The sequence below is a fragment of the Paucilactobacillus suebicus DSM 5007 = KCTC 3549 genome (genome assembly GCF_001434475.1).
In the GTDB taxonomy this organism is placed as follows: Bacteria; Bacillota; Bacilli; order Lactobacillales; family Lactobacillaceae; genus Paucilactobacillus; species Paucilactobacillus suebicus.
In genome coordinates this window covers 1-731 of the sequence record NZ_AZGF01000071.1, presented here as the reverse complement: position 1 = coordinate 731, position 731 = coordinate 1, and the positions used below count along the sequence as shown (strand labels likewise).

At 46.5% G+C, this 731-nt stretch carries 1 protein-coding gene; it reads left to right on the top strand.

Annotation, left to right across the window (positions count from 1 at the left end):
• Positions 1 to 731 (top strand): GH25 family lysozyme (locus tag FD16_RS12455; protein WP_029508472.1); only part of this gene is annotated, 731 nt, incomplete at both ends.

Here is a 731-nt window from a genome sequence, read left to right as displayed (position 1 = left end):
GTGGCTTTTTTAGTAGTGATCGGGATTGGTGGTACAGCCCACGCGGCTCGCACCGATATGTTAGACGTGTCCGATTATAATAACAATGGTCATGCTTTAACTACACAACAGTTTGTCAATCTACGTAATAATTACGGGATCAAGGCTATCACGGTTAAGATTAGTGAGGGTCAGACGTGGAATGCCTCGACTGCTAAGGCTAACATTAGTGACGCTCAACAGGCCGGATTGTATACGAATGGGTATCATTTTGCCCGGTATAATTCGGTGGCCACCGCACAAGCAGAAGCACGTCATGCGGTCCAACAGGCGCAAGTCGATGGTTTAGGTATTGGCTCGGTAATTGTAACGGATGCCGAGAGTTCAGCACAATCTGGCGTATCTAAGGCAACTAATGACAAAGCAAATCAAGCATTTTCCCAGATTATTCAGCAAGCCGGTTATCGGTGCGATATCTACACGATGGGATCATGGGTTAACGCTAAGATGACCGTTGCCAATGGCTCGGGTTGGATTGCCTATTATCCATATCACGTCACAACTGATCGGTATACTAGTAATCACGCATGGCAATTCAGCTCCACGATGACCTTTGCAGGTTTATCAGGGCGCTATGACGTTAGCCAATTGTACGATAACTATTACACGGCTAACACCGACAAAAATGCCGTAATCAGCAACTCACAGACGACTCACGTGACTACCCAAACGGCGGCTAAGTCTAATAAGAT